The 25,728-nt window shown below is 68.9% G+C and carries 23 protein-coding genes and 1 tRNA gene; 21 read left to right on the forward strand and 3 right to left on the reverse strand.

Features of this window, described 5'->3' with window-relative positions; translation table 11 throughout:
- Positions 1-77 precede the first annotated feature (77 nt).
- The 4 genes from LOS78_RS11350 (at position 78) to LOS78_RS11365 (ending at position 1,733) form a co-directional block, all read left to right on the forward strand.
- Positions 78-671, forward strand: a complete 594-nt coding sequence (locus LOS78_RS11350; RefSeq protein ID WP_028712054.1) for a cold-shock protein — start codon at positions 78-80, stop codon at positions 669-671.
- A gap of 116 nt (positions 672-787) precedes the next feature.
- The gene (locus LOS78_RS22025) at positions 788-1,162 is read left to right on the forward strand and encodes a DUF192 domain-containing protein (RefSeq protein WP_232215662.1); all 375 of its coding nucleotides are present in this window, start codon (positions 788-790) and stop codon (positions 1,160-1,162) included.
- Between the two features lie 69 nt (positions 1,163-1,231).
- Positions 1,232-1,308, forward strand: a tRNA-Pro gene (locus LOS78_RS11360).
- Positions 1,309-1,532: 224 nt separating this feature from the next.
- A complete protein-coding gene (locus LOS78_RS11365; protein WP_028712056.1) occupies positions 1,533-1,733 on the forward strand; it encodes a hypothetical protein in 201 nt (66 codons plus the stop codon).
- Here the strand turns inward: LOS78_RS11365 and LOS78_RS11370 are convergent.
- Complete coding sequence (locus LOS78_RS11370; RefSeq protein WP_028712057.1) at positions 1,730-1,927, reverse strand: hypothetical protein; 198 nt, start codon at positions 1,925-1,927, stop codon at positions 1,730-1,732. The genes LOS78_RS11365 and LOS78_RS11370 overlap by 4 nt on opposite strands.
- Positions 1,928-2,091: 164 nt before the next feature.
- On the opposite strand from LOS78_RS11370, the gene LOS78_RS11375 reads away from it, so the two are divergent.
- The 10 genes from LOS78_RS11375 (at position 2,092) to LOS78_RS11415 (ending at position 15,625) form a co-directional block, all read left to right on the forward strand.
- Positions 2,092-3,348 (forward strand): aspartate kinase, encoded by a 1,257-nt coding sequence (locus LOS78_RS11375; protein ID WP_028712058.1) that lies wholly within the window; start codon positions 2,092-2,094, stop codon positions 3,346-3,348.
- A 31-nt stretch (positions 3,349-3,379) separates the two neighbouring features.
- Positions 3,380-5,623, forward strand: a complete 2,244-nt coding sequence (gene ptsP, locus LOS78_RS11380; RefSeq protein ID WP_028712059.1) for a phosphoenolpyruvate--protein phosphotransferase — start codon at positions 3,380-3,382, stop codon at positions 5,621-5,623.
- Between the two features lie 778 nt (positions 5,624-6,401).
- Entirely contained in the window at positions 6,402-6,503 is a 102-nt protein-coding gene (locus LOS78_RS22090; protein ID WP_198019313.1) for an NAD(P)-binding protein, read from the forward strand.
- A gap of 267 nt (positions 6,504-6,770) precedes the next feature.
- The gene (acs, locus tag LOS78_RS11385; protein ID WP_028717134.1) at positions 6,771-8,726 is read left to right on the forward strand and encodes an acetate--CoA ligase; all 1,956 of its coding nucleotides are present in this window, start codon (positions 6,771-6,773) and stop codon (positions 8,724-8,726) included.
- A gap of 108 nt (positions 8,727-8,834) precedes the next feature.
- Positions 8,835-9,092: a DUF4212 domain-containing protein gene (locus LOS78_RS11390; protein WP_230378288.1), complete on the forward strand. Its 258-nt coding sequence runs from the start codon at positions 8,835-8,837 to the stop codon at positions 9,090-9,092.
- Positions 9,093-9,102: 10 nt separating this feature from the next.
- Positions 9,103-10,914 carry a sodium:solute symporter family protein gene (locus LOS78_RS11395; protein ID WP_028714687.1) on the forward strand — a complete coding sequence of 604 codons (1,812 nt, stop codon included), beginning with the start codon at positions 9,103-9,105 and terminating at the stop codon, positions 10,912-10,914.
- 56 nt (positions 10,915-10,970) lie between these two features.
- Complete coding sequence (locus LOS78_RS11400) at positions 10,971-12,782, forward strand: DUF294 nucleotidyltransferase-like domain-containing protein (protein ID WP_230378289.1); 1,812 nt, start codon at positions 10,971-10,973, stop codon at positions 12,780-12,782.
- 7 nt (positions 12,783-12,789) lie between these two features.
- Positions 12,790-13,287 (forward strand): hypothetical protein, encoded by a 498-nt coding sequence (locus LOS78_RS11405; protein WP_028717493.1) that lies wholly within the window; start codon positions 12,790-12,792, stop codon positions 13,285-13,287.
- Positions 13,287-13,658 (forward strand): response regulator transcription factor, encoded by a 372-nt coding sequence (locus LOS78_RS11410; RefSeq protein ID WP_028714684.1) that lies wholly within the window; start codon positions 13,287-13,289, stop codon positions 13,656-13,658. Before LOS78_RS11405 ends, LOS78_RS11410 begins: the two co-directional genes overlap by 1 nt.
- Positions 13,652-15,625 (forward strand): 3'-5' exonuclease, encoded by a 1,974-nt coding sequence (locus LOS78_RS11415; protein ID WP_230378290.1) that lies wholly within the window; start codon positions 13,652-13,654, stop codon positions 15,623-15,625. Before LOS78_RS11410 ends, LOS78_RS11415 begins: the two co-directional genes overlap by 7 nt.
- Before the next feature lie 301 nt (positions 15,626-15,926).
- On the opposite strand, the gene LOS78_RS22030 is transcribed toward LOS78_RS11415, so the two are convergent.
- Positions 15,927-17,195 carry a S8 family serine peptidase gene (locus LOS78_RS22030; RefSeq protein ID WP_305802572.1) on the reverse strand — a complete coding sequence of 423 codons (1,269 nt, stop codon included), beginning with the start codon at positions 17,193-17,195 and terminating at the stop codon, positions 15,927-15,929.
- Between the two features lie 100 nt (positions 17,196-17,295).
- Between LOS78_RS22030 and LOS78_RS11425 the strand changes: the two genes are divergently transcribed.
- The 5 genes from LOS78_RS11425 to LOS78_RS11445 all read left to right on the forward strand — a co-directional run bounded on the left by LOS78_RS11425 (position 17,296) and on the right by LOS78_RS11445 (position 22,376).
- Positions 17,296-17,787 carry an RNA polymerase sigma factor gene (locus tag LOS78_RS11425; RefSeq protein WP_028714681.1) on the forward strand — a complete coding sequence of 164 codons (492 nt, stop codon included), beginning with the start codon at positions 17,296-17,298 and terminating at the stop codon, positions 17,785-17,787.
- 44 nt (positions 17,788-17,831) lie between these two features.
- Complete coding sequence (locus tag LOS78_RS11430) at positions 17,832-18,515, forward strand: anti-sigma factor (RefSeq protein ID WP_230378291.1); 684 nt, start codon at positions 17,832-17,834, stop codon at positions 18,513-18,515.
- A gap of 49 nt (positions 18,516-18,564) precedes the next feature.
- The gene (locus LOS78_RS11435; protein WP_230378292.1) at positions 18,565-20,247 is read left to right on the forward strand and encodes an SLC13 family permease; all 1,683 of its coding nucleotides are present in this window, start codon (positions 18,565-18,567) and stop codon (positions 20,245-20,247) included.
- 135 nt (positions 20,248-20,382) lie between these two features.
- Complete coding sequence (locus LOS78_RS11440) at positions 20,383-21,546, forward strand: glycerate kinase (RefSeq protein WP_230378293.1); 1,164 nt, start codon at positions 20,383-20,385, stop codon at positions 21,544-21,546.
- Positions 21,547-21,638: 92 nt separating this feature from the next.
- Complete coding sequence (locus LOS78_RS11445; RefSeq protein ID WP_028717495.1) at positions 21,639-22,376, forward strand: calcium-binding protein; 738 nt, start codon at positions 21,639-21,641, stop codon at positions 22,374-22,376.
- 190 nt (positions 22,377-22,566) lie between these two features.
- Here the strand turns inward: LOS78_RS11445 and LOS78_RS11450 are convergent, their stop codons facing one another.
- Positions 22,567-23,478, reverse strand: a complete 912-nt coding sequence (locus tag LOS78_RS11450) for a LysR family transcriptional regulator (protein WP_230378294.1) — start codon at positions 23,476-23,478, stop codon at positions 22,567-22,569.
- 96 nt (positions 23,479-23,574) lie between these two features.
- Between LOS78_RS11450 and wrbA the strand changes: the two genes are divergently transcribed.
- Positions 23,575-24,201 (forward strand): NAD(P)H:quinone oxidoreductase, encoded by a 627-nt coding sequence (gene wrbA / locus LOS78_RS11455; RefSeq protein WP_230378295.1) that lies wholly within the window; start codon positions 23,575-23,577, stop codon positions 24,199-24,201.
- On the forward strand, positions 24,201-25,379 hold the full coding sequence (locus LOS78_RS11460) for an MFS transporter (protein WP_230378296.1): 1,179 nt from the start codon (positions 24,201-24,203) through the stop codon (positions 25,377-25,379). Before wrbA ends, LOS78_RS11460 begins: the two co-directional genes overlap by 1 nt.
- The last annotated feature ends 349 nt before the right edge of the window (positions 25,380-25,728 follow it).

The raw sequence follows: 25,728 nt of genomic DNA on the forward strand, positions 1-25,728 counted from the left end.
TTCGTTCAGTTGGGGATCGAAGGACGCGGAACCGGAGTTCGGGTTGTTTCTGGTTTTCTAACGGGTGACAGGACGACATGGAAGAAAACGACGAGCAACAGCGCAAGATTGCGGGCGTCGTGAAATGGTTCGATGGCAGCAAGGGCTTCGGTTTCCTGACCGATCCCGAGGGGGGCGCCGACATTCTTCTGCATGCCAATGTGCTGAGGAATTTCGGGCAGAGTTCGGTTGCCGAGGGCTCTCATGTCGTGGCGATGGTGCAGAAGACGCCGCGCGGCATGCAGGCGGTCGAGGTGCTGGAGATCACGCCGCCGGCCAGCGAGCCGATGCCCGCCATCGCCGACCTGTGTTCGGCCACCCCCGAGGAGGTGGCGCAGCTGCCGCTGCTGCCGGCGCGGGTGAAATGGTTCGACAAGGCCAAGGGCTTCGGCTTTGCCAACATCTTCGCAGAGAAGGCCGATGTCTTCCTGCATATCGAGGTGCTGCGCCATTCGGGCTTTTCCGACCTGGCCGTGGGCGAGGCCATCGCGCTGCGGGTGGTCGACGGGCGGCGGGGGATGATGGCCGCGCAAATCCTTTCCTGGGAGAGAGCCGCGATCGAGGCGCGGCAGTTGCAACCGGGGGGAGCGGCCGCGCTCGCTAAATTGCGGCTGGTCGCGGGCGCGGTATGAAGTTGCGGGCCGTAACGGTTGTTCTAGCTCTTCTTATCACAAATCATTCTTCGGCCCTTGCGGCCACCTGCCACCCCGACCGGGCACTGTTCCTAGGTCGGGGCAAGCCGGTCGAGGTGCCGGTCGAGATCGCCGACAGCGGCGAGAAACGCGCGCGCGGGCTGATGTTCCGCCGCGACCTGCCACCGGGGCAGGGCATGCTGTTCATCTACGAATCGCCGCAGCCGGTCAGCTTCTGGATGCGCAACACGCTGATCGCGCTCGACATGATCTTCATCGACGCGCGCGGCGAGGTGCGCCATGTCCACCCGATGGCGCGGCCGCTGGACGAGACGGCCATTCCCGGCGCCGCGCCGGACGATCCCGCGCCCGAGCGGCTGATGGTGCTGGAGGTGCCGGGGGGCGATGCGGCGCGGCTGGGGATCCATCCCGGCATGGTGCTGTCCCATCCCCGCCTGCCGCAGGACGCGGCCTTGGCGCCCTGCGACTGAGACCCGCCGCAGGGCGCGGTCAGTTTTCCCTTTCCCCCCGCGCGGCCAGCCGCTAGATAGCCCCAGGTCCGGGGCGTAGCGCAGCCTGGTAGCGCGACGGTTTTGGGTACCGTAGGCCGGAGGTTCGAATCCTCTCGCCCCGACCACTCTCATGCAGATTCGGGGACGGGCCGCTTGCCGGGCCGGTCTCCGGCGCGGCTTTCGCGGCGCCGCTCGGCGATCCGGGGGCGCTGTGCCGGCCCGGCCTGCCGAAAAAGCCAGCGTGACTTTCCTGCATCACCGCCGCTTCATGACTGGATGGGCGCCCAGCTGTTTTCCGGGCGTCACGTTCGTCTGATCGAAGGTGTTTTGATGAGTAAGTGAGGTTCTCATGAACGCTTGGTGGAGCGCGTCCGTCTGCATCAACCGGACACTTGGGGGACAGCAATCCGAGCCGCTTTGCTCGCGCGTCTATCGGCAGCCGCCATCCTTCTGGCGCAGCGCCTTCATGGCGCTGATGGACCGCGTCTTTGCCGAAACGGCGCATTGCGAGAGCATTCATAGCCGCTGGCGCGACCGCCGCGGCGCCTAGCGCCGGCCGGACAGGGTCCGTTCCAGCTCCTCCAGCGCGGCGATGGTGGCGTCGTAGCTGTCTCCGGCCTTGGGGAAACGCGCCCTGCGGCTGCGATAGAAGGCCAGCCATTTCGGCAATTCGTCCAGCGGATAGGTGGCGGACCAGATCTTGCCGGTCAGGGTAAAGGTGGATTCGTCATGCGTCGCTTTCATGCCCGCCTTTTGCGGTCCGGCGGCGGCCGTATCAAGATCCCGTCCGCCCCGGCGCATGGGCCGGCAAAATAATGCATGCGAAAGCCCCGGAAACACCTGCCGCCCCTTGTTCTTTCCCCGGCCCGCCCATAGAACGCGCCCCGGAAACTGCTGGGGGGCAAGGAATGCCGCTTCTGGTGATGAAATTCGGCGGCACCTCGGTGGCCGACCTGGACCGCATCAAGAATGCCGCGCTGAAGGTTCAGCGCGAAGTCGAGCGCGGCTATGACGTCATCGTCATCGTCAGCGCCATGTCGGGCAAGACCAACGAACTGGTGGGCTGGGTCGAGGCGACCTCGCCGCTGTTCGACGCGCGCGAATACGACGCCGTCGTCGCCTCGGGCGAGAACGTCACCGCCGGGCTGATGGCGCTGACCCTGCAGGAGCTGGGCGTGCCCGCCCGCAGCTGGCAGGGCTGGCAGGTGCCGATCAACACCACCTCGCAGCACAGCTCGGCGCGCTTCGTGTCGATCCCGCGCGACAATATCGACCAGAAATTCGCCGAGGGCATGCGGGTGGCCGTGGTCGCGGGCTTCCAGGGGCTCGGCTCAGACAACCGCATCACCACGCTGGGCCGCGGCGGTTCGGACACCACCGCCGTGGCCTTCGCCGCCGCCTTCGAGGCCGAGCGCTGCGACATCTATACCGATGTGGACGGGGTCTATACCACCGACCCCCGCATCACTTCCAAGGCACGCAAGCTTGACAAGATCGCCTTCGAGGAAATGCTGGAACTGGCCAGCCTGGGCGCCAAGGTGCTCCAGACCCGCTCGGTCGAGCTGGCGATGCGTTACAAGGTCCGGCTGCGGGTGCTCAGCTCGTTCGAGGATACGGATGAGACCAGCGGCACCCTGGTCTGCGATGAGGATGAAATCATGGAATCGAAAGTCGTCAGCGGCGTCGCCTATTCCCGTGAAGAGGCCAAGATCACCCTGGTCACAGTCGAGGACCGGCCCGGCATCTCGGCGGCGATCTTCGCGCCGCTCGCCGATGCCGGCGTCAACGTGGACATGATCGTCCAGAACATCTCGGAACGCGATTACGAGGACCATCCCGGCGCGGTGACCGACATGACCTTCTCCTGTCCGGTGAACCAGGTCGCCCGCGCCAAGAAGGCGATGGAGGAGGCCAAGGCCGCCGGCACCATCGCCTATGACGAACTGGTCGTGGATACCGAGGTCGCCAAGGTCTCGGTGGTGGGCATCGGCATGCGCAGCCATGCCGGCGTCGCCGCGCGCATGTTCAAGGCGCTGGCCGACGAAAACATCAACATCAAGGTGATCTCCACCAGCGAGATCAAGATTTCGGTGCTGATCGACCGCAAATATATGGAACTGGCGGTTCAGGCGCTGCATGATGCCTTCGAGCTTGAACGGGCCTGATCCCCGGCCCTCAGCCTGAAGCGGGAGGATCATGCCCGAACGCAAGGACAGTGACTCGCGCAAGCTGCTGCGGCGGCTGCGCGAAACCTTGGCCGCCCCCGGTGGCGGCCAGGACCGCCTGGATCAGATCACCCATCACATCGCCGATTCGATGGGGACCGAGGTCTGCTCGATCTATCTTTTCCGCGACCCCGACACGCTGGAGCTTTGCGCGACCGAGGGGCTGAAGCCCGAATCGGTGCACCAGACCCGGCTGCGGCTGGGAGAGGGGCTGGTCGGCCGCGTCGCCCGCACCGGGCGGCACGTCAACACCGCCAACGCCCCGGCCGAGCCGGGCTTCCGCTACATGCCCGAGACCGGCGAGGAGATCTTTTCCAGCTTTCTCGGCGTGCCGATCCAGCGCGTCGGCGAAAAGCTGGGCGTGCTGGTGGTGCAGTCCCGCGACGCCCGGCAGTTCAGCGAGGACGAGGTCTACGGCCTCGAAGTGGTCGCCATGGTGCTGGCCGAGATGGCCGAGCTGGGCGCCTTTCTCGGCTCGCAGGCCGACAGTCTGCCCTTGCAGCACCGCTTTCCGGTCATGTTCCGCGGCGGCACCGGCCAGGAGGGCTGCGCCGAGGGCCGCGTCTGGCTGCACGAGCCCCGCGTGGTGGTCACCAATCCGGTCGCCGACGATCCGCTGAAGGAAAAGGCCCGGCTGACCGAGGCCGTGGCCATGCTGCGCACCACGGTCGATTCCATGCTGGCCGCCACCGACATGGGTTCGGGCGATTCGGCCGAGGTCATGGAGACCTATCGCATGTTCGCCCATTCCCGCAGCTGGCTGCGCCGCATGGAAGAGGCGATCGAGCTGGGCCTGTCCGCCGAGGCGGCGGTCGAGAAAGAGCAGAGCCAGGCCCGCGCCCGGCTGGAAAGCGCCGCCGATCCCTATCTGCGCGACCGGCTGCACGACCTCGACGATCTGTCGAACCGGCTGCTGCGCATCCTGACCGGGCAGGGCCGCGATACCGGCGCCGAGATGCCCGAGGACCCGATCCTGGTTGCCCGCAACATCGGCCCGGCCGAACTGCTGGACTATGGCCGCAGGCTGAAGGGGGTGGTCCTGGAAGAGGGCTCGGTCGGCAGCCATGCCGCCATCGTCGCCCGGGCGCTGGCGATCCCGCTGGTGATCCATGCCGAGCGCGTCACCTCCGAGGCGCTGAACGGCGACCTGATCCTGGTCGACGGCGACATGGGCATGGTGCATCTGCGCCCCGAGGAAAGCGTCGCCAAGGCCTTCCGCGACAAGATGGCCATGCAGGCCGAGGCGCAGAAGCGTTACGCCGGGTTGCGCGACCTGCCCGCCACCGCGAAATGCGGCGCCACGATCCAGCTTTACATGAATGCCGGGCTGATGGCCGACCTGCCCAGCCTGGAAAGCTCGGGCGCCGAGGGGGTGGGGCTGTTCCGCACCGAGCTGCAGTTTCTGACCCGCACCCGCGTGCCGCGCCGGGGCGAGCTGGCGGCGCTTTACGCCCATGTGCTGGACAATGCCCATGGCAAGCCGGTGATGTTCCGCACGCTGGATATCGGCTCGGACAAGGTGCTGCCCTACATGAAGCCGCAGGACGAGCCGAACCCGGCCATGGGCTGGCGGGCGATCCGCGTCGGCCTTGACAAGCGCGGCGTGCTGCGGATGCAGCTGCAGGCGCTGATCCGCGCCGCTGTGGGCCGCCCGCTGCATGTCATGTTCCCCTTCATCACCGAGATGCAGGAGTTCGAGGAGGCGCACAAGCTGCTGATGGAGCAGCTGGCGCGCGAGCAGCGGCTGGGCCATGCCATGCCCTCGGACATCCGCGTCGGCGCCATGCTGGAAACCCCGTCGCTGGCCTTCGCGCCGAAGAAGTTCTTCGAGATGTGCGATTTCATCTCGGTGGGCGGCAATGACCTGAAGCAGTTCTTCTTTGCCGCCGACCGCGAGAACGAGCGGGTGCGCCGGCGCTACGACACGCTGAACACCTCGTTCATCACGCTCTTGGACCAGATCGTGCAGCGCTGCGACGAGGCGCGGGTGCCGGTGTCTTTCTGCGGCGAGGATGCCGGCCGGCCGATCGAGGCGGTGACGCTTGCGGCGCTCGGCTTCCGGCGGCTGTCGATGCGTCCGGCCTCGATCGGGCCGGTCAAGCACCTGATCCGGCGGGTGGACCTGAGCGAGCTGAAGCGGGTGATCGACGACGCCCGGACCCTGGGCGAGACGAACCTGCGGCGCTGCATCACCGAATGGCTCGCGCGGCAGTGACGGGCTGACGGCCTGCCCCTGGCGGCACGCCGGGGCGGTCCGGCGGCCGGGCTTCGCGCAGGGAAGATATCGCGATCCTGCGTTACATGACCGGACGCAGCCGGTTGCGCCGGGCCCCACGTGGCAAACGCCCGCCCGCATTCATTGAGGAATGTGCGAGGGTGATGCCCGGACTCTCATGCGCTTCGGGCATTCGGGAGCAGCCGGTGGCAACCGAAGGCTGCAAGCCGGTCCTGGAAGAGGGACCGATTCAACGGAAAGTTTCCGGAAGTGTTCAGATGCCACCGATACGTGACTCACTTCGTGCCGATACCCCCAAGCTTGGGATAGCTCGCGACCCAGCACTTCCCCCCAGGTCATGCATTTGCAACCCATATTGTGGGAGGGTCGCGTATGATTTCGGCCGCGGCTCGAAGTTGAAAGCCAACGGCTCTATCTCCGATATTCCGACGACATTCTGGTTCTCTGCGATCCGGCGCATGCGACAGCGGCTGCGATCATGGACTTCATCACAGCGGAGAGGCTGGAGGTTTCTCGCCACATGACCGAGAGGACGGAGTTCATGGGTACAGGCGCGCGTGTGGCAGGGAAAGCCGGGCAATGCCCTGCTTTGCGCTTCACGAAGCGGGCCCTCGGGCCGACCGTGGGCGCGCTTCTGCTCTTCATCGCCGGACAGTCCAGAACCTGGTCATGCGGACCGCGTTCGCCATCGCTAAGCTGGCGCTCGTCGCGCTGCTTTTTGGGGCGGTCAAATATGACCATTGCCCCCTAAAAGCCGTTGGATGCGCGTGTCATTGGTGCGGGACAAGCCGGCCTCGCGACCGCCCGGCATCCGCAGCGCGCGGGCCGGAACTTCCTCATTCTGGAAGCTGACCGATAAGCCGGCGACCGTCTCTGACCGGTTCCCAGGAACGGTCCCGCGTATTCGCTTGGCCCCCGAATGACGGTTCAGGCTGGTCTGTAAAATATTTACATATCGCATATCCATCCTGTCAATTTATTTACAAAATTCCCTTTATATATAAACACTTAACAGAATGGAGATGTTCCGCTTAACATGGCGTCGGAGCTCTCTTGCGCCGGCCCGGGCAAACGATGCCGCAGCCGCAGGGGAGGGGGAATGATGCGATCGCTGTGAGGGGGAGCCATGTCCATTGAATCGCTTGAGAAACATCCTGTTCCGTCTGGCTTTGCTGCTGCGCATGCGGGGCCTGGGGATTATGCGCGGCTCTATGCCGAATCGCTCTCGGATCCCGAGGGGTTCTGGGGGCGCGAGGGTCTGCGGCTCGACTGGATCGAGCCCTATTCCCGGGTGAAGGACACGGATTTCACCATGGGCCGGGTCTCGATCAAATGGTTCGAGGACGGGGTGCTGAACGCCTCGGTGAACTGCGTCGACCGCCACCTGCCCGAGCGGGCGAACCAGACCGCGATCATCTTCGAGCCGGACGACCCGGCCCGGCCGGCGCGCCACATCACCTATGCCGAGCTGTCCGACAAGGTGAACCGCTTCGCCAACGTGCTCTTGTCGCAGGGGGTGATGCGCGGCGACCGGGTGGTGATCTACCTGCCGATGATCCCCGAGGCGGCCTATGCCATGCTGGCCTGCGCGCGCATCGGCGCCATCCATTCCATCGTCTTCGCCGGCTTCTCGCCCGACGCGCTGGCCAACCGCATCAACGACAGCGGCGCCAAGCTGGTGATCACCGCCGACACCGCGCCGCGCGGCGGCCGCAAGACGGCGCTGAAGTCGAACACCGACGCGGCGCTTCTGCATTGCTCGGACCGGGTGCGCTGCCTGGTGGTCAAGCATACCGGCGACCAGACCACCTGGATCGAGGGGCGCGACGTGGACGTGCTGAAGCTGATGGAGGAGGTCAGCCCCGACTGCCCGCCGCGGCCGATGGGGGCCGAGGATCCGCTGTTCATCCTTTACACCTCGGGCTCGACCGGCAAGCCCAAGGGGGTGGTGCATTCCACCGGCGGCTACCTGCTGTTCGCGGCGATCACGCATCGATACGTCTTCGACTATCGCGACGGCGACGTGTTCTGGTGCACGGCGGACGTGGGCTGGGTGACCGGGCACAGCTACATCGTCTACGGCCCGCTGGCCAACGGCGCCACGACGCTGATGTTCGAGGGGGTGCCGACCTGGCCCGATGCCGGCCGCTTCTGGGCGGTCTGCGAGAAGCACAAGGTCAACCAGTTCTACACCGCGCCGACCGCGATCCGGGCGCTGATGGGGCAGGGGCCGGAATGGGTCGAGAAATACGACCTGTCCAGCCTGCGGGTGCTGGGCACGGTGGGCGAGCCGATCAACCCCGAGGCCTGGGTCTGGTACGACCGGCATGTCGGCAAGGGGCGCTGCCCGATCGTGGACACCTGGTGGCAGACCGAGACGGGGGGCCACATGATCACCTCGCTGCCGGGCGCCATCGAGACCAAGCCGGGTTCGGCGACGCTGCCCTTCTTCGGGGTCCGGCCGGTGGTTCTGGATGCCGCGAGCGGGGCGGTGCAGGAGGGCGACCCGGCCGAGGGGGTGCTGTGCATCGCCGACAGCTGGCCGGGTCAGATGCGCACGGTCTGGGGCGACCACCAGCGTTTCATGGAGACCTATTTCCAGCAATATCCGGGCTATTACTTCACCGGCGACGGCTGCCGGCGGGACGAGGACGGCTATTACTGGATCACCGGGCGGGTGGATGACGTGATCAACGTCTCGGGCCACCGGATGGGGACGGCCGAGGTGGAATCGGCGCTGGTGGCGCATGAGAAGGTGGCCGAGGCGGCGGTTGTGGGCTATCCGCATCCGCTGAAGGGCCAGGGCATCTATGCCTATGTGACGCTGATGAACGGGGTGGAGCCCAGCGACGAGCTGCGCGCCGACCTGGAGAAATGGGTGCGCACCGAGATCGGGCCGATCGCCAAGCCGGACCTGATCCAATGGGCGCCGGGTCTTCCGAAGACGCGTTCGGGCAAGATCATGCGCCGCATCCTGCGCAAGATCGCCGAGGACGATTTCGCCGCCCTCGGCGACATCTCCACCCTCGCAGACCCCGCCGTCGTCGACGAACTCATCGAAAACAGAATGAACCGGCACTGAACCGGGCACGGAAGATGCCCCCGGCCCTTTTCCGCCGGGGGAACGGAGGGGCGCAACCACGCCGGAAAAGACGGAACGACATGTCTGAAAAAGGGAGGATTTAAGGACATGAGTGACAGACAATCGTCAAACGCCTATTGGCAGGCCAACCTGAGGCTGATCTGGCTGTGCATGATCATCTGGGCCCTGGTCTCCTATGGTTTCGGGATCATCCTGCGGCCGTTGGTGGCCGGCATCTCGGTGGGGGGAACCGACCTGGGGTTCTGGTTCGCGCAGCAAGGCTCGATCCTGGTCTTCATCGCGCTGATCTTCTTCTACGCCTGGCGCATGAACAGGCTTGATGCCGAACACGGCGTGGACGAGTGAGGAGCATCCGATGAGCCAGTTCACCCTCAACCTTCTTGTCATCGGCGCGTCCTTCGCGCTTTACATCGGCATCGCGATCTGGGCCCGCGCCGGCTCCACGGCCGAATTCTATGCCGCCAACCGCGGCGTCAGCCCGGTCATGAACGGCATGGCCACGGCGGCCGACTGGATGTCGGCGGCCTCGTTCATCTCGATGGCGGGCCTCATCGCCTTCACCGGCTATGACAACTCGACCTATCTGATGGGCTGGACCGGCGGCTATGTGCTGCTGGCGATGCTGCTGGCGCCCTATCTGCGCAAGTTCGGCAAGTTCACGGTGCCGGAATTCATCGGCGACCGCTTCTATTCCGGCACGGCGCGGATCATCGGCGTGATCTGCCTGCTGATCATCTCGATCACCTATGTGATCGGCCAGATGACCGGCGTCGGCGTGACCTTCTCGCGCTACCTTGAGGTGTCCAGCTCGACCGGGCTGTGGATCGGCGCGGCGCTGGTCTTCGTCTATGCCGTGCTGGGCGGGATGAAGGGCATCACCTATACGCAGGTGGCGCAATACATCGTGCTGATCATCGCCTATACCATCCCGGCGGTGTTCATCGCGCTGCAGCTGACCGGCCATGTGCTGCCGCAGACCGGGCTGTTCGGCACGCTGAACGCATCGGACACCAAGTTCCTGGCGACGCTGGACCAGGTGGTCACCGATCTGGGCTTCCGCTCCTATACCGGGCATCACCAGTCGACGCTGGACATGGTGCTGTTCACCATGGCGCTGATGATCGGCACCGCGGGCCTGCCGCATGTCATCATCCGCTTCTTCACCGTGCCGAAGGTGGCCGATGCGCGCAAATCGGCGGGCTGGGCGCTGGTCTTCATCGCGCTGCTCTATACCGTCGCGCCGGCGGTGGGTGCGATGGCGCGCTTCAACCTGACCGCGACCATGTGGCCGGGCGCCGAGACGGGCCAGACCTTCAGCCAGCCCGCCGTGTCGCTGGAAGACATCCAGAACCGCGAGGACCTTCACTGGATGCGCAACTGGCAGGTGACGGGCCTGCTGAACTGGGAGGACAAGAACGGCGACGGCCTGATCCAGTACTACAACGAGGCCGGGGCGGCGAACGACCAGCTGGCCGCGGTGATCGCCGAGCAGGGCCTGCAGGGCAACGAGCTGACCACGGTGAACAACGACATCATGGTTCTGGCCAACCCGGAAATCGCCAACCTGCCGGGCTGGGTCATCGCCATCGTCGCCGCCGGCGGCCTGGCGGCGGCGCTGTCCACCGCGGCGGGCCTGCTTCTGGCGATCTCGGGCGCGGTAAGCCACGACCTGATCAAGGGCGCGATCAATCCCGGCATCAGCGAGAAGGGCGAGCTGTTCGCGGCCCGCGTCTCGATGGCGGTCTCGATCCTGGTGGCGACGATCCTGGGGCTGAATCCGCCGGGCTTTGCCGCGCAGACGGTGGCGCTGGCCTTCGGTCTGGCGGCAAGCTCGATCTTCCCGGTGCTGATGATGGGCATCTTCTCGGCGCGCATGAACAAGGAAGGCGCGATCGCGGGGATGCTGGCCGGCGTCATCGCGACGCTGGTCTACATCTTCACCTACAAGGGCTGGTTCTTCATCTCGGGGACCAACATGCTGCCGGATACCGCGGATGCCTGGCTGTTCGGCATTTCGCCGGCCTCGTTCGGCACGGTCGGCGCGGTGATCAACTTCGCGGTGGCCTATCTGGTGTCCAGCGCCACCAAGGAGCCGCCCGCCGAGGTGCGCGACCTGGTCGAGTCGATCCGCATCCCGCGCGGCGCCGGCGGGGCGCAGGCCCACTGACGAACGGCCGCGCCCCCTGCGGGGCGCGGCCTTTCCGCCGATCGGCAGGGCAGGACATGAACGACATCGCCGCATTCATCGCTTCGGTTCATCCTTATGACAGCCTGCCGCAGGACGAGCTGGCGCGGGCGGCGGCGTCGTTCAGGCGCAGGACCTATCCGGCCGGCAGCGTGATCTATCGCCATGGCGACCGGCTGGCGGGGCTTTACCTGATCGAGAGCGGCCTGGTCCGGGTCTCGGATGCCGCCGGGGATTCCGTTTCGGAACTGGTGGCGCGCAATTCCTTCGGCGAAAGGGGGCTGCTGCGCGACGGGGTGGCGGTGACCACCGCGACGGCCGTCGAGGATGCGACCGTGCTGATGCTGCCCCGCGCCGAGCTGATGCGGCTGATCGGCAGCCATCGCGCGGTGGCGCGCTTCTTCGACCGCAGCGGCCTGCCCGGCGGCCGCGAGAGCGATCTGGGGCTGCTCAAGGTCGGGGACCTGATCGGGCGGCAGGCGCCGCTGGCCTGCACGCCCGAAACCCCCGCCATCGAGGCGGCGCGCGCCATGCGCGACGCCCGCGTCAGCAGCATCGGCGTGCTGGACGGGGAGCGGCTGGTCGGGCTGGTCACCATCCGCGACATCTCGAACCGCATCGTCGCCGAGGGGCGCGACGTGAACGTGCCGGTCGCGCAGGTGATGACGCCCGATCCGATCACGCTTTCGCCCTCGGAGCTGGGCTATGACGTGCTGAACATCATGCTGGAGCGCCGCATCGGCCATCTGCCGGTGGTCGAGAAGGGCCGTTTCGTCGGCATGGTCAGCCAGACCGACCTGACGCGGGTGCAGGCGATCTCGGCCTCGGCGCTGATCCGCGACATCGCGCAATCCGAGGATGTCGGCGGCATGGCGGCGGCGACCGCACGCATCCCCGAACTGCTGGTGCAACTGGTCAACGGCCATCACCGGCACGAAACCGTCACCCGCATGATCACCGATATCGCCGATGCGGTGACCCGGCGCCTGCTGGTCATGGCCGAGGCGCGGCTGGGGCCGCCGCCCGGCCCCTGGCTGTGGGCGGCCTGCGGCAGCCAGGGACGGCAGGAACAGACCGGCGTGTCGGATCAGGACAATTGCCTGATCCTCGGCGACGATTGCGACCCGGACGATCCCTGGTTCGCCGAACTGGCACGCTTTGTCTGCGACGGGCTGAACGCCTGCGGCTATGTCTATTGCCCCGGCGAGATGATGGCCGTCACGCCGCGCTGGCGTCAGCCGCGCCGGGTCTGGCGCGGCTATTTCCGCGACTGGATCGCCCATCCCAGCCCCGAGGCGCAGATGCTCGCCTCGGTCATGTTCGACCTGCGCGCCATCGGTGGCGAGGCGGCGCTGCTGGACGGGCTGCAGACCGAGACGCTGCGGATGGCGGCGAAGAACTCGATCTTCGTGGCGCATATGATCTCAAACGCGCTGAAGCACCGCCCGCCGCTGGGGCTGATCGGGGGCTTCGCGACCGCACGCACCGGCGAGCATCGCAACCAGATCGACATGAAGCTTAGCGGCGTCGTGCCGGTATCCGACCTGGCCCGCATCTATGCGTTGCAGGGGCAGCTGACGCCGGTCAATACCCGCGCCCGGCTGGTCGAGGCGCAGGGGGCGGGCATCATCTCGGGCAGCGGCGCGCGCGACCTGATCGCGGCCTATGACCTGATCCAGACCACGCGGCTGGAAAACCAGGCCGCGCAGATCCGCGCCGGCGAACGGCCGGGCAACCACCTGTCCCCCGCCGCGCTGCCCGACTTTCAGCGCAGCCACCTGCGCGACGCCTTCGTGGTGGTGCGGGGGATGCAATCGGCGCTAGGCCACGGCAAGGGAATGTTGGGATGAGGGGCATATGACCGGGATCGGGGTCGAACTGCTGGGCGTGATCGCGGTCGGCGTGGGCGCGGCGGCGCTGCTTTATGCCGGGATGCATCTGCTGCGCAAGCTGGGGTGGACGCCGGCGCGCTGGCTGCTGCCGGCGGGCATCGGCCTTGCGATGGTGGCCTATGCGGTCTGGAACGACTACGCCTGGTATGACCGTGCGGTCGCCCGGCTGCCCGCGGATGCGCAGATCCTGCTGGTGGGCCGCGACAGCCAGCCCTGGGCGCCCTGGACCTATCTGGCGCCGGTGGTGATCCGCTTTGCCGCCCTTGATCCGGCCGGCATCTCGGAGACCGCCGAGGGCATCCGCCGGGCCGGGATCACGCTGGTCGAGCGGCGCGGCCCGACGCTGGTCGTGCCGCAGGAATTCGATTGCGCGAAGGGTCTGGTCCGGCCGGCGCGCGGCGCATGGTCTGCGTCCGGCCCCTCGGATCCGGCCTATTCCGCCGTCTGCGGGGGAGGAGGCTGATGGCAAGGATCCTTGTGGTCGAGGATGAGGACAATATCGCCACCGCCCTGGATTTCCTGCTGTCGCGCGACGGCCATCAGCACCGCCGCATGGCCACCGGCGCCGGCGCGGTCGAGGAGATCCGCGCCAGCCATCCCGATCTGGTGCTGCTGGACGTGATGCTGCCCGACGTCTCGGGCTACCAGATCGTGCAGGACGTGCGCGCCGATCCGGCGCTGAACGACGTGCGGGTGCTTTTGATGACCGCGCGCGGCTCGGTGGTGGAACGGCGCAAGGGGCTGGCGCTGGGGGCGGACGGCTTCATCGCCAAGCCCTTCGAGCTGTCCGAGCTGCGCGCGGAACTGGCGCGGCTCTTGGGCGGGCGATGCTGAGGCGGCTGTCGCTGAGGGCCCGGATTCTGCTGATCTTTGCCGGGCTTGCGGGCGCCGTCCTCGCGGTCCTGGCGGCGGGGCTGTGGGTCGCGGGGGCAAGCCTTGCGGGCCGGGGCGTCGCGGTCCAGGCGATGCTGGACGCGCTGGCGCTTGCGGCGCTGATCGCGGGCTTCGGTGCGCTGGGGATGATCGTCTGGATCTGGTTCCTGTTCGACCGCAACCTGGCCCGCCCGATCGAACTGCTGGCCGGCGGCTTGCGCACCGGTCAGGCGCCCGAGATCGAGGAGGCCCGCTATCTTGCCGATCTGGGCCCCGCCGCGCGCGACGCCGCCGAGGCGCGGGCGCGTTCGGCCGAGGCGCTGGCCGATGCCGTCGCCGAACATGCCGCCGACCTGCAACGCGAGAAGGAGACGCTGGAATCCATTCTTGCCGATATCGGCGCCGGCGCGGTGATGACCGATCCGGCCGGGCGGGTGATGTTCTACAACGCCTCTGCCGCGCATCTTCTGCCCGGCATCGCGCTGGACCGCCCCATCGAGCGCCACCTGCCCGGCGGCGCGTTGGAGGCCGGCGCGGCGCGTCTGGCGGCGGGGGCGGCGGCGACGGACCTGACCTGCCTGACCTCGGCCGGGCAGCGGCTTTGGGGGCGCATGCGGCGGGTCGATGGCGGCACGCTGCTGATCCTGAACGACCGCCCGCCGCAGCACCCCGCGCCGCGCGACCTGCTGGAGACTCTGCGCCGCCACGCTGCGACCCTGGTGCCGATGCTGGGTGCGTTGGAGGGGCCGATCCCGCCCGCGCTGGCCCAGGCGATCCAGAGCGAGGGGCAGGGCCTTGCCAATGTCCTGCGCGAACTGACCGAGGCGATGAGCGGCGACGCCCCGCGCGGAGGGGCGGGGCTGAACGAGCTGGCCGCCGGGCTGGACCTGGCGCCCGACCAGCCCCGGCTGGTGCTGAGGACCGACGCGGCCGGGGTGAACGGGCTGCTGCGCCATCTGGACCGCCGCCTGCGCGAGCAGGGCGCGGCCCCCCGCCTTGCCGCCGAGACCGAGGCCGGGGCCGAGGCGTCCGAGGCGCGGCTTTTGCTGCTCTGGACCGGGGCGCCGTTGCCCATGGACCGGCTGGAGGCCTGGCTGGCCGAGCCGCCCGACCCGGCCCAGCCCGAGCTGACCGGGCACGAGATCCTGGCCGCCCATGGCACCGGCATCTGGGCCGAGGCGCGGGACGGTCAGGCGCGGCTGGTCCTGCCGCTGCCCATCGCCCCGGGCCGGCCGGACAGCACCGGGCTGACCTATGATTTCGCCCTGTCGCGGCGCGGTGCGGCCTCGTCGCGGCTGGCCGACCTGACCTGCGTCGTCTTCGACACCGAGACGACCGGCCTTGACCCCGCTACCGACCGCATCGTGCAGATCGCCGGGCTGCGCATCGCCCGCGGCCGCCTGACCGGCGAGCGTTTCGACACGCTGGTCAATCCCGGCCGGCCGATCCCGCCCGCCTCGACCGCCGTGCATGGCATCACCGATGCGATGGTGGCCGACGCCCCCGACATGGTCGCAGCCCTGACCGCCTTTCACCATTTCGCCGAGGATACGGTGCTGGTCGCCCATAATGCGCCCTTCGACATGGGCTTCCTGCGCCGCGCGGTGCCCGAGACCGGGGCGCATTTCGACAATCAGGTGCTGGATACGGTGCTGCTTTCGGCGATGCTCTGGGGCCAGTCGGCGCCGCATTCGCTGGATGCGCTGACCGAGCGGCTGGGCATCGTCATCCCGCCCGAGGCGCGCCACACCGCCATGGGCGACGCCCGCGCCACGGCCGAGGCCTATCTGCGGCTGATCGCGGCGCTGGAGGCCAAGGGGCTGGACCGGTTCGAGGACGTGCTGGCCGAGGCGCGCCGCCACCGCCGCCTGATCGACGACGCGAACAGGCCGGCGGGCGACGCCGCCTCCGGTCCGTCAGCAGGCTGACCGTGCGGCCCCTCCCGGACCATGGGGGGATGGATGTCCGCCAGCCGGGGTCGTGGGAACGGACGCGCCGGGCGTCCCCGTTCCGATGCGGCACTGCCGGGTCAGGCAAGCTTTCGCCGCTCTTCGATCGGGGCCCTTCACGCTGGCGCCGCCGGGCGCCTGCCGGGCCATGGTGAAGGGGCCTGATCGAAGAGCGCCATGGTCCGCAAGGCCGCCACCCTGCCCGGCAAGAGCGGCATGGCGATGAGGTCCGTCGATTGCCGGAATCGACTGCCGGAAGATTTCCCGGCGGCCGTCGCGTTCAGTTCCGGCATTCGGCCACGGGTTGGACAAGGCCGTGGCCGAAGATCTCGTCCGGGCCGGCCTTGCCCAGGTCGCGCGCGGTTTCCTGCAATTGCGCCCGCACCTCGGCCGGGGTCAGGCCGGGCCGGGCTTGCAGGATCAACGCTGCTGCGGCGGTCACGAAAGGCGTCGCATAGGAGGTGCCGGTCTTCGTCCGCGCGCCGCTGATCGAGGCCGCGGTCCAGACATTCACTCCCGGGGCCGCCAGGTCGATATGCTCGCCCCGGTTTGCGCGGCGATAGACCTGTTCGCGGCGGTCCACGGCAGTCACGGCGATCACGGGCGCGAAGGCCGCCGGGAAAGCCGGCTTGGCCGCCGGGCCGCCATTGCCCGCCGCCGCGACAAGCACGATGCCCTGCCGGTCCATGCGGCGGATCTGCTGGCCCAGGGCGGTGTTCCGGGGGCCGGCCAGCGACAGGTTCACGATGTCCACGTCCTGCGCCGCCAGATAATCCAGCGCCTCGATCAGGGCGAAGGCGTCGGCGCGTTCGTCCCCGCCTCGCTTGTGGAAGGCATCGACGGCGACGAGTTCGGCCCCTGGCACCAGGCCGGGCGTGCGGCTGTCCGCCCGCCCGACCAGAAGTGCCGCGATGGCGGTGCCGTGCAGCGCGTCCGAGGCGGCAAGCCCGTCGCCCGGATCCAGCCGGTGGACCCGGATGCGCGCGTCCTTCAAAACGGCATGATCCGCGTTCAGCCCGGTATCGACCATGCCGATGCGCACCGGCCCGCCGCATCCGGCCGTATCCTGGGGCCAGGCGATCATCTGCCGCGCCGGACAATCCGCACCGCGGCACGAGGACGCGGCGGCGTTGCCGGGGCGGTAGAAATGGTTGAAATCCGCCGCCTCGGCCGAGCCCATCCGGCGCACCGTCTCGCGCGCCGCGTCCATCGTCATCGCGTCGGGCTTGCGCAGCCGGTGCAGCGGCCGGTCGGCGGCCAGCGTGACCTCTCGCAGCACGCGAAAGCCCGTATCCTCCAGCACGGTCAGGTCGGCTTCGGACAGTCCGCGCGCAATGACCTCGTTCGGGGCGCGGGTGGGCAGGGGCGCGGGCTGGACCCGTGGCGCGCGTCGTCGGACCGGCGCGTCGTCGTCGTCGTCATCATCGTCATCGTCGTCATCGTCGTCATCCGCCCATGCGGCGGATATCCCCCAGCCGGTCGCCTGCGGGCGCATGTCGGCCAGCAGGACGGCCAGGATCAGGGTCAGCAACACTATCGGCACGCGCATCGGCATCACCTTGCTATGAGACGGCTTCGGGACTTTCTACGCATTGCAGATTCCATTATTCCCTGCTCTGGTCAATTTTCCGACGCCGTGGAGAGGGTGAATGGACGCAGGCTTCGCCGAGGCCATGATCGCATTGCTGCCCAACCTGCGGCGCTATGCCCTGTCGCTGACCCGGCGCGGCGACCAAGCCGACGACCTGGTGCAGCAAACGGTCGAGCGCGCCATCGCCAACGCGGCCAGCTTCGACCGGGCGCAGCGGCTGGAGCCCTGGCTGTTCCGCATCATGCGCAACGCCTTCATCGACCAGACCCGCCGCCAACGCCGGGAAGGCACCAAGATCGACATCCACGAGATCCCCGAGGTCCTGCCGACCGACCCCGGACCGGGGCTGGAAGCGCGGCTGATGCTGCAAAGCGTCGAGGCGGCGATGGCCGACCTGCCCCCCGACCAGCGCGAGATCCTGCACCTCGTCTGCGTCGAGGAGATGAGCTATGCCGAGACGGCGCGGATCCTGGACATCCCCATGGGCACGGTGATGAGCCGTCTGTCGCGCGCGCGGCTGGCCCTTTCGGAAAGATTGGGAATAAGATGACGCCGGGTGCGTATTCGGGGCAGGACCGCGACAAGGATGGGGCGATGCAGATCGACGACGAAACCCTGATGGCACTGGCCGATGGCGAGCTGGACCCCGCCCGCGCGGATGAGATCCGGCGTGCCGTCGCGGGCGATCCCGACCTGCAGGCCCGCCTGCATCGCTTTGAGGAGACGCGGCGCCTGCTGGGGGGCCTGCGCAAGGATGCCGCCGGCGAGGACCCGCTGGCCGCGATGATCCGCGCCGCCACCGCCCCCGCGCCCCATCCGGTGCCGGAGGCGCCGCGTCCCGCCAATCTCAACCGCAGGCCCTGGCTGGCCGCGGCGGCCTCGGCCGCCGTCGTCGCGCTGGGGCTTGGCTGGTGGCAATGGACGGATGCCCCCGCGCCGGGGATCGGCGCGGCGGAACTGGCGGCGCTGGAAAGCCTGCCCTCGGGCCAGGTCCAGCCGCTGGAGGATGGCGGCGAACTGGCCATGATCGCGTCCTTCCGCGCCTCGGACGGCAGGCTTTGCCGCGAATACGAGACCGCGCGGGACGAGGCGCTGCGTATCGTGCTGGCCTGCCGCGAAGGCGATGGCTGGCAGGAACGCTTTGCCGCGACCGCGCAGCAAGGCGGCGCGGACTATCGCCCGGCCTCGGGCGAGGGGTCCATGGACGCGGCGCTCGCCGCCATCGGCGCCGCCGATCCGCTGACGCCCGAGGAAGAAGCGGCGATGCTGCGGGAATAACCCGCCGGGGCTGTCGTAATCCTGTCATGGAAATGCACAGGAGAACGCCATGACCGCCCGCAGCCTGTCCCCGCTTGCCGCCCTGCCGCAGCCAAGCCGGCGCCACCTTGCCGTCGCCGTCCTGGCCGCTGCCATCCCGCTGCTGGCCGGCCTGCCCCAGACGCTTTCGTCCGAGGGCCGGGTTGCCCTGGCCGTCTCGGGCCTCGCGATCCTTGGCTGGGTCGGCACGCGTCTGCCGGAATCGCTGGTGGCGCTGGCCGCCGTGCTGGCGCTGGTCCTTGGCGGCGTGCTGTCCGAGGCGCAGCTTTTCGCGGCCCTGGGCAGCGAGTTGATCTGGCTGCTGCTGTCGGCCTTCGTCATCGCCGCCGTGGCGAAAGAGGCGGGGCTGACGCAACGGCTGGTCGCGCCGCTGCTGGCGCGGGGGATGCGGGTCGTGCCCTTCTTCCTGTGGCTGACGCTGGCCATCGCCGGCACGGCCTTCGTGCTGCCCTCGACCTCGGGGCGGGCGGCGCTGCTGCTGCCGGTATTTGCCGCCATCGCGGCGGCCTTGCCCGATCCGCGCCTGCGCCGCCCGCTTGCCCTGCTGTTCCCGACGGTGATCCTGCTGTCGGCCGGGGCCTCGCTGATCGGGGCGGGGGCGCATCTTCTGGCGGCGCAGGCGATCCGGGGCGCGACCGGCATCCATCTTGGCTATGTGGAATGGGCGATGCTCGGCCTGCCGTTTTCGCTGTTGGCCAGCCTTGCCGGCGCGGGCCTGATCCTGTGCCTGTTCGTCCCGCGCGAGGCGCTGCTGGCGCCGTTGCCCCGCATCGTGGCGCCGGTGCCCGACCCGGCCACCCGCGCCCGCCAGCGCCGCATCGCGCTGGTGCTGGCGCTGGTCGTGGGCCTGTGGCTGACGGCCGGGCTGCACGGGACCGGCATGGCGCTGGTCGCGCTGATCGGGGCGCTGGTGCTGCTGACCCCACCCTTTACCAGCCGCAAGCCCAAGGAGATCTTCCGCGCTGTCGATACCGAGCTTTTGCTCTACATGACCGCGACGGTCCTGATGGCCGAGGCGATGGTCGCGACCGGCGCCGACCGCTGGCTGGCGGGGCAGGCGCTTGCCGCCTTGCCGCCCGGCCTGTCGGCCAGCCTGCCCGCCGTGGTGGTGCTGCTGTCGGCGGTGGCGGTGCTGGCGCATCTGGCGATCACCTCGCGCTCGGCCCGGGCTGCGGTGCTGATCCCGGCGGTGGCCCTGCCGCTGGCGGCGATGGGGCACGACCCGGCGCTGATGATCACGGTTGCGGTGATGGGCACGGGCTTTTGCCAAAGCATGATGGCCTCGGCCAAGCCGGTGGCGATCTTCGGCCAGGCCGAGGAAGCGGGCTTCTGCCAGCGGGACCTGATCCGGCTGGCACTGCCGCTGGCGCCGGTCGTGACGGCGCTGCTGATCGGCTTTGCCCTGCTGGTCTGGCCCGCGCAATTGGCGCAGATGCGGGACGATGCGCAAGCGTCGCCCGTTCCAGCCCTTCCGACCATCTCTGCCGCCATGCTGGTCGCGCCTGCCGTGGCCTTGCCGCCCCCTGCCGCCCCGGTGGTCGAGGCAGCGCGGCCCTTGCCCCGACCCCAGCGGCTGGTCCAAGCCACCTCGCAAAAATCCTCGCCCAAGGTCCGCCAGTCGCGCCCCGAGCCCGGTTTGCGGGCGTTGAACCGCGTCCTGCGTCCTGCGGGCATCCGGTTCGTCATCCGGTAATGCACTGCAAATGCGATGAAAGGGCGGCCCCGGGGCCGCCTTTTTTCAGCGCCTGGGCGGAATTTTTCGCCCCTGCCGGGAATAAGGCAGGGCGCGCGGGCGTAATCCCATCAGACAACCGGAAAGGATATGAAAATGTCTCTCACCGTCCTGATCGCGCCTTCGGGCTTCAAGGAATCGCTTTCGGTCCAGGATGTGGCCGAGGCCATCGCGCGGGGCGTCCGCCGCGCCGCCCCCCATGCGACCATCCTGACCGCGCCTATGGTGGATGGCGGCGAGGGCACGACCGAGGCGCTGGTCGCCGCGACCGGCGGCCGGCTGATGCAGGCCGGCGTGACCGGCCCGGTGGGCCAATCCGTGGACAGTTTCTGGGGGCTGATGGGCGGCGACGGGCCGCGCACCGCCGTGATCGAGATGGCCGCCGCTGCCGGGCTGTCGCTGGTGCCGCGCGACCGGCGCGACCCGACCCTGACCACCAGCCGCGGCGTGGGCGAGCTGATCCTGAAGGCGCTGGACCACGGCGTGGACCGCATCCTGATCGGCTGCGGCGACAGCGGCGTCAACGATGGCGGTGCGGGCATGGCGCGCGCGCTTGGCGCCCGGCTGCTGGACGGCGAGGGGCGCGAATTGCCCGAGGGCGGCGGTGCGCTGGAGCATCTGGCGCAGATCGACGTCTCGGGGCTGGATCCGAGGCTGGCCGGAGTCCGGATCGACGCGGCGGTGAACTGGCACAACATGCTGCTGGGACCGCGCGGCGTGGCTCGCGTCTTCGGCCCGCAAAAGGGCGCGACCCCCGAGCAGGTCGAGCAGCTCGACCGCGGCATGACCCGCTATGCCAAGGCGATCATGGCGGCCACGGGCCGAGACGTGGCGCCGATGCAGGGCGCCGGGGCCTCGGGCGGGCTTGGCGCCGGGCTGGTCGCCTTTGCCGGCGCGGCGCTGCATCCGCGTTTCCAGGTCATGCTGGATTACCTGGATTTCGACCGGCTGCTGGGCCGCGCCGATCTGGTCATCACCGCCGAGGGTGCGCTGGACGCGCAAAGTCCCTTCGGCAAGGTCCCCTGCGAGGTCGCCCGCCGCGCCGACGCGATCGGCATTCCGACCGTCGCGCTGGCGGGCACCATCGGCAAGGGGGCACGCCAGACCTATGAGCACGGGATCGGCGCCTATGCCTCGATCATGCGGCGGCCCTGCTCGCTGGAAAAGGCCATCGGCGAGGGCGCGAAACTGCTGCGCAACGCCGCCGAGAACACCATGCGGATGCTGCTGGTCGGCCAGCGGCTTGCCGCCCGTGCCTGAGGCACGACCCATTCCGCGCCCGGAGGAACCGGCAGCCGGGCGCGGATCACGGTTCGATCATGCCGGTCCAAACCAAGTGACGGAGAGAAACCATGGCCAGAATTCGTGGCAATGACGACGACAACCGCCTGGTCGGCACCCAGTTCGCCGACCAGATCTGGGGCTTCTCGGGCGATGACCTGCTCTTGGGCCGCGCGGGCAACGACACGCTGGACGGCGGAGAGGGCAATGACCGCATCGACGCCGGCGCGGGCCACAACCGCATCCTCGGCGGCTCGGGCAATGATGTGATCACGGCGCTGGGCGGCAACGACTGGATCACGGCGGGCGAGGGCAATGATGTCGTGCAAGCCGGGGGCGGCAACAACACGATCTCGCTCGGCTCGGGCAATGACCGCTCGGTCAGCGGCGGGGGTCGCGACACCATCGCCGGCGGCGAGGGCAACGACACCATCCGCGCCGGGGGCGGCAACGACCTGATCCGCGGCGGCGAGGGCGACGACCGCCTGTTCGGCGAGGCAGGCCACGACCGCATCATCGCGGGCGAGGGCAACGACACCCTGAACGGCGGCCGGGGCAACGACACGATGACCGGCGGGGAAGGCGCGGATGTCTTCATCTGGAACGGCGGGCGCGACCGGATCACCGATTTCGACCATGACGACGACGTGATCGACCTGTCCTTCTATGGCCGCTTCGACAGCTGGGCCGATATCCGCGCCGCCGCCAGCCAGGTCGGCAACAATGTCGTCATCACAGCGGGCGCCGACCGGCTGGTGATCGAGGACACGCGCCTCAACCAGCTTCGCAGCGACGATTTCGACTGGTAGAAGCCGGAAGATCGCCGGGGCCGGCGTGGCAGCGCCGGCCCCGGGCTGCAAAGCCGCCGTCCCGGCCGGCCGCCATCCTCGTCGCCCGGATCGTGATCGTCGCCTGTTGCGGCTGAAGCCCGCCGCCTTGCCGCGCCTCCTTCCGGGGTGCCGCAGCAGGGGCGTGATGGAACCGGCGGCAGGTCCTTGTTCAGCCTGCTGCATCGCTTTCGCAAAGCCGCATCAGCCCCGCGGCGAATGTGCTTGCGGCGGGGCCGAAGGGCTCGTCGAGGCGATGGGCGAGATAGCTTTGGGAGGTGACCTGGGCGTTGCGGCCAAGCGCGGCCGTATCCAGCCGGACCAGCCTGCCGGATCTCAGGTCATCCGCGACCAGCCAGGACGGCAGCCTGCCCCAGCCGACGCCCGACAGGATCAGCGCATGCTTGGCGCCCTGGGTGTTGACCCGGCAGGATTGGGGCGACAGCACGCCGAAATCCCGCCCCTCCGACAAGGGCGAGGGATCGGACAGCACGATCTGGACATGGTCGGCCAGATCCGGGATGCCGATCCCGCGCCCGGCGGCCAGAGGATGGCCGGCCGCCACCACCGCCACCTGCGAGACGGGCGACAGGGCCCTGAAGCTGATGCGGGGGTCGCGGAAATCCTCGCCGACCATGATGGAAAGCGTGCAGCGCCTTTCGGTCAGCGCCTGCAACGGTCCGCCAAGCGGCTGGATGGCAAGCCTGACCGCTACCGAAGGATAGGTCCTGCGCATCTCGGCCAGCGCCGCGCCGACCAGCGGGATCGGAAACAGCGTGTCGGCGGTGATGGACAGTTCCAGCTCGACGCCCTCGCCGAAGCCCCGCGCCCTGGCGCGCATCGCGTCGACCCGCAGCAGGATGTCGCGCGCATCGGCAAGCAGCATCCTGCCCTCGGCCGTCAGGACCGGGCGGTGGCCTGAGCGGTCGAACAGCTGCACGCCCAGCTGGGCCTCCAGATTGGCCACGCTTGCGCTGACGCCGGATTGCGCCCGCGACAGGCTGCCCGCGCCGGCGCGAAAGCTGCCTTTGTCGGCGACCGCGACGAAGGTGCGGATCTGGTCGAGGGTCAGGGCGTCCAGCATGATCGCTTCAGATGATCGAAACCATCGGAATTATATCACTCCTGCCGGTCATCCGTCACCCCTATCCTGGACGCGACAGGAACAGGAGGGAAACCGATGACCGATGTGCTGGTGCTTTATTATTCGTCCTATGGGCATGTCGAAACCATGGCCGCTGCGGTCGCCCAGGGCGCGCGCGAGGCGGGGGCGAGGGTCGCGGTCCGGCGCGTGCCGGAACTGGTGCCCGAGGCCGTCGCGGAAAGGGCGGGCTACAAGCAGGATCAGCGCGCGCCCGTCGCGACGGTGGGCGAGCTGGCCGATTACGACGCGATCATCATCGGCACGCCGACCCGCTTCGGCAACATGGCCTCGCAGATGAAGAATTTTCTGGACCAGGCCGGCGGGCTGTGGGCCGAGGACCGGCTGGTCGGCAAGGTCGGCAGCGTCTTCACCTCGACCGGCAGCCAGCATGGCGGGCAGGAGACGACGATCCAGTCCACCCATACGGTGCTGCTGCATCTGGGCATGATCGTGGTCGGCCTGCCCTACAGTTTCAAGGGCCAGATGCGCATGGACGAGATCACCGGCGGCTCGCCCTATGGCGCCTCGACGCTGGCCGATGACGGCGATGGCGGCGACCGTCAGCCAAGCGCGAACGAGCTGGACGGGGCGCGCTTCCAGGGGCGGCATGTGGCGGAAATCGCCGCGGCGCTGGTCGCGGGACGCAAGCGCGAGGCGGCGTGATGGCGACGCGCTGGGGTGCCGTCGCGCTGATCGTGGCGGCGGGGATCGCCGCCGCCCTGCAGGTCGGCAAGGCGGCCATCGCCGCGCCGATGCTGCAGGCCGATCTGGGGCTGGGCCTGTCCGCCATCGGCTGGCTGACCGGGGTTTTCGCGCTTCTCGGGCTGGTCGGCGGCATTCCGGCCGGCGCGCTGGTCGCCGTCATCGGCGGGCGGCGCATCCTTGCCCTCGGCCTGCTGGCGACGGCGGCCGGATCGGCGCTTGGCGCGTCCGCCGGCGGCTTCGCCTCGCTTCTGGTCTCGCGCATCGTCGAGGGAGCGGGCTTTCTGCTGATCACCGTCGCCGCGCCGTCCATCCTGGAGCATGTGGCCCAGCGGTCGCGCCGCGACCTTGTCTTTGCGCTGTGGAGTTGCTTCATGCCCGCCGGCATGGCCATCGCGATGCTTGCCGGCCCGCTTTTCGACGGCTGGCGCGGCATCTGGTGGGCAGGTGCCGGGCTGGCGCTGGCGGTCGGGATCGCGGTCCCGTGCGTGCTGCCGCCGGACGGCCAACGCAGGCGCTGGTCGTGGCAGGGCCTTGCCGCGGACGCGACCGCCACCGTCAGGGCGGGCGGGCCGCTGGGCCTTGCCGCCGCCTTCGCGCTCTACAGCCTGATGTTCTTTGCGCTGTTCGGCTTCCTGCCGGTGCTGCTGATGGAGCGGATGCAGGTCACGCATCAGATGGCGGGCCTGCTGAGCGCGCTGGCGACGGCGGCCAATATCCTCGGCAACCTGGCCGCGGGCCTGCTGCTGTCGCGCGGCGTCGGGCGCGGGGCGCTGCTGGCCGGGGCGAGCCTTGCGATGGGCGTGGCCGGGCTGGGGATATTCCTGCCGGTCTTGCCGGACATGCCGACCTTTGGGCTGTGCGTCCTGTTCTCGGCCGTCGGCGGGCTGATTCCGGCGGTGCTTCTGTCCTCGGCACCGCTGGCGGCGCCAACGGCCGGACTTGTTCCCGTCGTGCTTGGCCTGATGGTGCAGGGCAACAACCTGGGCCAGATCGCCGGGCCGGTCGCGGTCGGCAGCGCCATCCAGAGCCATGGCTGGACCGCGGCGGGGGTGATCGTCGGCATTGCCGCGCTGGCCGGCATGGCGATTGCCGTCACGCTTGGCCGCGCGCTGCGGCCCGCCCCTTGTCGGGCATGAACCGGTCTTGCTGGCGTGGCCTGCTGGCTCAGCCAGATGCTGGCGACCACGACCGTCGCGCCGATCATCTGCGATGCGGACAGCCCCTGGCAAGGATCGCCCAGCCAAGCAGGATCGCCGTCAGCGGGCTGAGAAACCCAGCGAGGACACTGCTGCCGGCTCCAGCCTCGCCACGCCGCGAAACCACAGGATATAGGTCAGGGCGGTGAACAGAACGATGCGGGCGCTGGATATTCCAGCGCCCGATGAACGTCTTCCTCTTGCCCGTCACGCCCTTCCGGTATGTGCGGCTGATCTTTGGGGTCGCGCTGGGTGTCCTTCTGTTCGGAGAGCGTCTCGCCACCCCGAT

It is taken from the genome of Paracoccus sp. MA (genome assembly GCF_020990385.1).
Lineage (GTDB): Bacteria > Pseudomonadota > Alphaproteobacteria > Rhodobacterales > Rhodobacteraceae > Paracoccus.